The organism is Pseudarthrobacter sp. NPDC080039, from assembly GCF_040702335.1.
GTDB classification, from domain to species: domain Bacteria; phylum Actinomycetota; class Actinomycetes; order Actinomycetales; family Micrococcaceae; genus Arthrobacter; species Arthrobacter enclensis_A.
The window spans coordinates 1-5,783 of record NZ_JBFBKY010000056.1; the positions used below are offsets into that span (position 1 = coordinate 1).

General features: G+C 60.6%; 5 protein-coding genes and 1 pseudogene. 2 read left to right on the top strand and 4 right to left on the bottom strand.

The features are described from left to right. The first annotated feature begins 380 nt into the window (after nucleotides 1–380). Both AB0313_RS21910 and AB0313_RS21915 read left to right on the top strand, forming a co-directional pair. Complete coding sequence (locus tag AB0313_RS21910; RefSeq protein WP_141941038.1) at nucleotides 381–1,769, top strand: hypothetical protein; 1,389 nt, start codon at nucleotides 381–383, stop codon at nucleotides 1,767–1,769. A 272-nt stretch (nucleotides 1,770–2,041) separates the two neighbouring features. Beyond that, nucleotides 2,042–2,599: pseudogene (locus AB0313_RS21915) on the top strand (EAL domain-containing protein); the annotation flags it as partial. Between the two features lie 139 nt (nucleotides 2,600–2,738). Here AB0313_RS21915 and AB0313_RS21920 read toward each other — a convergent pair. From AB0313_RS21920 to AB0313_RS21935, 4 genes are all read right to left on the bottom strand, one after another. Next, nucleotides 2,739–2,873 (bottom strand): hypothetical protein, encoded by a 135-nt coding sequence (locus AB0313_RS21920; RefSeq protein WP_366308428.1) that lies wholly within the window; start codon nucleotides 2,871–2,873, stop codon nucleotides 2,739–2,741. 167 nt (nucleotides 2,874–3,040) lie between these two features. After that, nucleotides 3,041–3,268, bottom strand: a complete 228-nt coding sequence (locus tag AB0313_RS21925) for a hypothetical protein (RefSeq protein ID WP_366308430.1) — start codon at nucleotides 3,266–3,268, stop codon at nucleotides 3,041–3,043. Nucleotides 3,269–3,802: 534 nt separating this feature from the next. Then, nucleotides 3,803–4,258: a hypothetical protein gene (locus tag AB0313_RS21930; RefSeq protein ID WP_366308432.1), complete on the bottom strand. Its 456-nt coding sequence runs from the start codon at nucleotides 4,256–4,258 to the stop codon at nucleotides 3,803–3,805. A 223-nt stretch (nucleotides 4,259–4,481) separates the two neighbouring features. Continuing rightward, a partial coding sequence (locus tag AB0313_RS21935) for a HAMP domain-containing sensor histidine kinase (RefSeq protein WP_366308434.1) occupies nucleotides 4,482–5,783 on the bottom strand: 1,302 nt, incomplete at its 5' end.

The following is a 5,783-nucleotide window of genomic DNA, read 5'->3' on the forward strand; positions in this document are numbered from 1 at the left end:
GATTTCGGCCAAGAGGGCCCGTCCTTTCAAGGGTAAAACCGCAGGTCAACCCTAGTTAGAGACCGGCCCCTTACACACTCTATGAAACACGCTCTTCACCGGAGCACCCCCAGCAGATACTTCTGGCCCTGTGCTGCCCCACGCACTCCCCGTCGCGAACTTGCGATAACTGGAGTAGTCCGGCCGCACCGCCTGCGCAGGTTCGGCCGATCAATATCAGGAGATGCTGGGGGCTCCCAGCCCGGACAACAAGTCCAGGCTGCAGAAAACATGCACCCTGAAGTGAGTTTTCCATGAAAAACATTACGCGCGCCCGATGGGGCGCTGGTTTGGCCTGTCTGGCGTTAGTCATGTCCGGGGCTACCGGAGCACAAGCAAATTTGACGGGCAGCACCTTTGAAGGCAATGACGGCAACCTCGTCGTCAACACCCCGGGTAATACGGACTGGGCAAACGTCGCGGGCCGGAACACCGGTATCGACAAGCCGACGGGACAGACTGACAATTCGTTCGGCCAAGGCACCAAGGAAGACAACGCCAGCGTTACGGTCGTCACCGGCGCCATCCCGCCCAACAAGAACGACCTGACCCGGTTCTACGAGGCCTCGGAACAGGCAGGACCGGACAACGACATCTTCCTGTACCTAGGCTGGGAACGGCTGGTCAACATCGGCAACGCCAACCTGGACTTTGAGATCAACCAAAAGACCACCTCGGGGTTTACGACGACCGCTACCGGACCTGTGACCCTGAACCGAACTGCCGGCGACTTGCTGGTTAACTACGATTTCGGCGGCAGCGGCACGCCTACGCTGGGACTCAATTTCTGGCTCACCAGCGCAGCTGGTAACACCGTGAGCCAATGCTTCTCCGCTAACGCCCTGCCGTGCTGGGGCAAGCACCTCGACCTCACGGGCAACGCGGAAGGCGCCGTCAACTCTGGAACTGTCTCGGAACCGATTGCAGGCGGAACACTGGGGGCAGGCCTGTTCGGTGAAGCCTCAATCAACCTGACCAAGGCCGGCGTCTTCCCTGCGGGTGTTTGCGAAGCGTTCGGCAGTGCGTTCGTCAAGAGCCGTTCCTCATCCTCGTTTACCGCGGAAGTGAAGGACTTTATCGCGCCAATCGGCGTCAACATCAGCAACTGCGGCAGCATCACCATCAACAAGGTGACGACGAACGAACCCGTTCCCGGTACCCAGTCCTTCGACTACACAACCTCCTCGAACCTGACCGGGTTCTCGCTCGTTAACGGCGGCTCGAAGAACTTCCCGAATCTGGTGTCGGGAACCTACACGGTGACAGAAGGCGCCCAGACTGCCCCATGGAGCTTCGTCTCCCTGATCTGTGACACCACAACAGGAGTGACCATCACAGGCCAACAGGTATCAATCGCGCTCGGCAATGCCCAGAACGTAACCTGCACTTACACGAACACTTTCACAAAGGCGCAACCGTCCGTTTCCACCACCCAAGACCTGATTCCGAATGACAACTTCATCCTCTCGGGTGGACTCGGGACAGTAACGGGAACTATCATCTTCAACCTCTACGCACCGAGTGACGCCACCTGCGCGGGCACCCCGGCGCTCACGCAAACGAAGACCGTCAGCGGCAACGGGACGTACAGCACCACTAACACCACGTTCCACGCCACCACGGCCGGCACGTGGCGGTGGGCATCCAGCTACTCCGGTGACGCCTCCAACCAATCCGCTACCTCCGCGTGCGGCGTTGAGCAATTCACCATCGTGAACACTGCGCCCTAGCCCAGAAACCCTATGGCGGTAAATAAGTCGAGGCCCCGCCGCGCTGCGGCGGGGCCTCCTTCCCTGCCTCGTCTTCGCGTGAAACCCAGCCGCCCACCGCCCCGCCGACAATCGCCCTGCGCCGCACTGCACCTAAAAGGGAGCAGCACCCGTGGGCACCCGTCCCGGCCACGCCTCCGCCATCGCTCCCGCGATCAGGTCAAATGTGGAGCAATAGAGCAGGACGGCGCGGATGCAGTTAGTTCCTCGCAGCGTTTGTCTCCGGGCGCCAGCTTGTCGCCGGCTATTTCATCGACGTCCTGGAGTCAGCCCTCGACGTGGCGGGCGTCGACCCTGCCGCGGTGCATCTGGAAATTACCGATACAGTGCTGATGGACGAACCCGACCTGCCCAAGGAAACCCTGGAGCGGCTCCGCGAGATCGGTGTCGGTATCTCCATCGATGACTTCGGCACCGGGTATTCATCCCTGAGCTACCTGAAATGGCTCTATGCCCGGACCCTGAAAATCGACAGGGCCTTCATCCAGGAACAGGGGGTCGATCCTCACGGGGAAACAGCGATTGAACTCGTCATGGGCATGACCAAGAGCCTGAAACTCGACGTCATCGCCGAAGGCGTCGAAACACCCACCCAGTTTTCCGAGCTGCGCCGCCTCGGCGTGCGCCTCGCGCAGGGCTACCTGTGGAGCCGGCCACTACCCGGTGAAAAGGTGCCAGCGTGGCTGGCCCGGCCTTCACAACACCGAGAGGGCTCAGCCTCAGTTTTGCCGGAGGAGGGCCCGTCCACCCCCAGCTGGGGTGAACCGGCGGAAGAAGCCGGCAGGGTCTGAACCGCTTCGGTTGTTAGCCGCGGGCCAATGCCGAAGTGACGACCAGTACCGTCACTGTTGCCAGGACGGCAAGCAGGACGTAGCCCCACCACTTCGGGCGCCCGCGATGAGGATTAATGTCGATGTAGGGCACGGCTGATTACTCCGACCGGCCTATTGGCACAGGGTTTTTGCGTTTGCTCCGCCGAATCAGGAGCAGGTGCAGGCAGAACGCCAGCGCCAGTGACGACCCAAGGAAGACCGCGAGGGCGGTGACATAACGGATGAGATCCATGACCGGGTCCCTTTCAATTCAGGCATGACAACCCGCTGATCCTAAACGCCCAGATCGCTCCTTACACAGTCAAGCTCAAGAGGGCCTCCAAAAAAGCTCAAGATTACATCAAGTGACGAACGCTCCTTCCTGACGATTAGTCGCCCGTGAGGAAGAGCGTGCGGGATTCATCGCATGTGGTCCCACTCCAGTGCCCGTTCCATTGCCTGGTAGGAGGCCTCCGCGAGTCTGTGCCGTTGGTTGGTCCTGTAAAGGTCCCCGGCCCACTGAAATTCGTGGGCAGCGTCCCCGTAGCGCGCTTCATTGAACAGCCGCCTGCCGATGTGGTGCCGAGCCAAGGCCTCCCGCGACAGCGAGTGGGCAAGGCGGAGAGCCTCCTCCTGAAGTTGTGCCATATGCCACTGATAGTTCCGCTGATATGCCTGGGCAAGGACCAGCAGAACGCGGAACCGGTCCGGTGCCTCCGCCAGCAGGCGATGTCCTGATGCAATAGCCTCCTCGTCATGGCCGAGCAGCGACAGCAACCACGCCCGTTCAAGCGGCGGGCACTCGACCAACCGTTCCTGAATGGCGACACTGTCCAGGAGAACATCACGCAGGGTTACCGGATCAGTTCGCCATATCTCGGGTTCGCTTTCCGCTGATCCCACTTTCCGGAAGACGCGGGGGCCAGTGAAAGGGGAAGACGTCTTCCTTTTCGGCCGTCCCATGCTCTCATGCTCGGTAAGCAGCGCCGGAAGGCCGAGTCTGCCAAAGTACCGGATTCAGTGCGGCAACAAGGCAGATGGATCAGATTCTTCCTTCCCTTTCACGATGGCTACGGACAGTTGCGGCGGGCCCTTTTACAGCTGTTCGTTGTTCAGGTCCATGGGCATGAGGTTCGGGAACCGGGAGGGCGGTTCCCGGGCCGGGGTGTGAGCCTCGGTCAGTCAGTTAGTTGATGTTTCCAGCCGTTTCAGACCCTTGCGCAGGGAGCTTGCTACGGGTGCGCCCCGCGTGGCCAGGATCAATAACGTGGCAATGTGCCCTGCCGTACTTGTGGGGGTCCGATTCCATGTGATGTGGATTCGGGAGCCGCCATCTGTACCGGGTTTGATCAGGGCGGTGACGTAGCTGCCGGGTGCGCAGAAATTACTCTCGGACACCGTCCAGGTGATGGTGTCGGGAGCTGACCAGTCGTAGTGTTCTTTGGCCCAGATGGGGCCGCCCGGAGCTTTGCTTCCTTCCCTGATGTCCGCGTAAGTTTCTCCCACGTCGTAGACCTCGTACATGGGTGGGAAGATGCCCGGCCAGGTTTCCCGCCGTCCGGGGCTGAAGTCCAGGAGTGCCGCCCGGACCTTCTCGGGCGGTACGCGGCAATCCATATCGAACTCCACTTTGGGCACGTCCGCTCCTTCCACGATGGTTCCAGTGTGACCGTTTTCATCCTCCCCGCAAGGGCTTCCATCAGTTTTCCGGTGGAAGGGTAACCGACGTACCGGTGGCTTCGCAAGGGTGTACCAGCAGCAGGAACCTTGGCTTCGCGGCGGGTTCCGGAGGCACAACGCACCAAGATAGTTGGCGGTGACCTCATGGCGTACCGTGCGGTCGGGCGTGTTTTTGCAGCGTCTAAGTGTTGTGGTGGGCGCCTTTTGGCAGTTTCACGGTGAAGGTGCTGCCGAGGTTTGGTTTGCTGCTCGCGTCGATGGTTCCGCCGTGGTTTTCGACAATGCGTTTGACGATGCCGAGTCCCAGTCCGACTCCCGGTATCGCTGATTCACGGACATCGTTGGACCGGAAATAGCGGGTGAAGATCTTGGGGAGGTCCTCTTCGCTGATCCCGATACCTGTGTCCGTTACCGACAGGAAGGCCGTGTCGGCGGTATCCCATGCCCGGACGGTTACTGTGTCCCCTGGATCGGAGTACTTGGTCGCGTTGGAGAGAAGGTTGTCCAGGACCTGTGTGATCCGCGCGGGGTCAGCCGTGAGCCAGAGTGGTTGGCTTACCTCGTTGATGATGTCCACTCCTCGGTTTTGCGCCCGGGGCTTTGCGGTGGCGACGCACATTCCTATTACATCTTTGAGGTCCATCTTCTGAGGCTGGACGCCCATGGAATCCGATGAGACGGAAAGCAGATCGGAGACCAGGTTTAGGAGTTTCTCGGCGTTGCTCTGGGCTATCCGCAGATAGGCGTTGTGTTGTTCGGGATCATCTTTCGGGTCATCCAGAACGATGTCGAGATAGCCGAGGATGGACATCAGGGGTGTGCGGAATTCGTGAGAGATGTTGGCGACGAAGTCGTCTTTTAGGGCCAAGGCGTTGACGTAATCGGTGACGTCGCTGAAGGCGAGGACTGATCCTGCGAAGTTACCGTCTTTGTCCTTCATCGGTCTCGCCGTCGAGGACAGAACGCGCTGGTTTGCCAGTGTGCCCATTCGAACGACGTAATCGGAGAAAGACTGGCCAAGGGTCGCCCGGGCGACCGGACGGTGTTCGGTGGGAACGGGTGTGGTGCCATTGCTCGACAGGATGTTCAGTTCATGTTCCCCGGAGGACGGGTCACCGGTCGGGGAGGCGAATGAACGGTTTCGGCGCTGCTGCTGGTTCATGAGAACGTCTTTGCCGGTGGCATCCACGGCTTGGACCCCGACACCGATGATGTCGAGCATTGTGTCCAGCAGGCGTTGCCGCTCAAGGCTTTCCCGGTAGGCCATGCGCAGTTCCGCGTCTTTGAGTTTCAACCTGGTGTCCTGGACGGCGAGGCTGCTGACCAGAATGTGCACGGCGCCACCGATTACGGTCATGATCGCCGGCAGCAGGAAAGGTCGTGCTATATCAGCAGCGGACGCCGACGGGCCGCCGAGCAGTGGGAGTCCGGCGACCAGGCCGCTCGCAACGAAGCTGAGGGCCACGCCCGTGCGCCCGAGCCG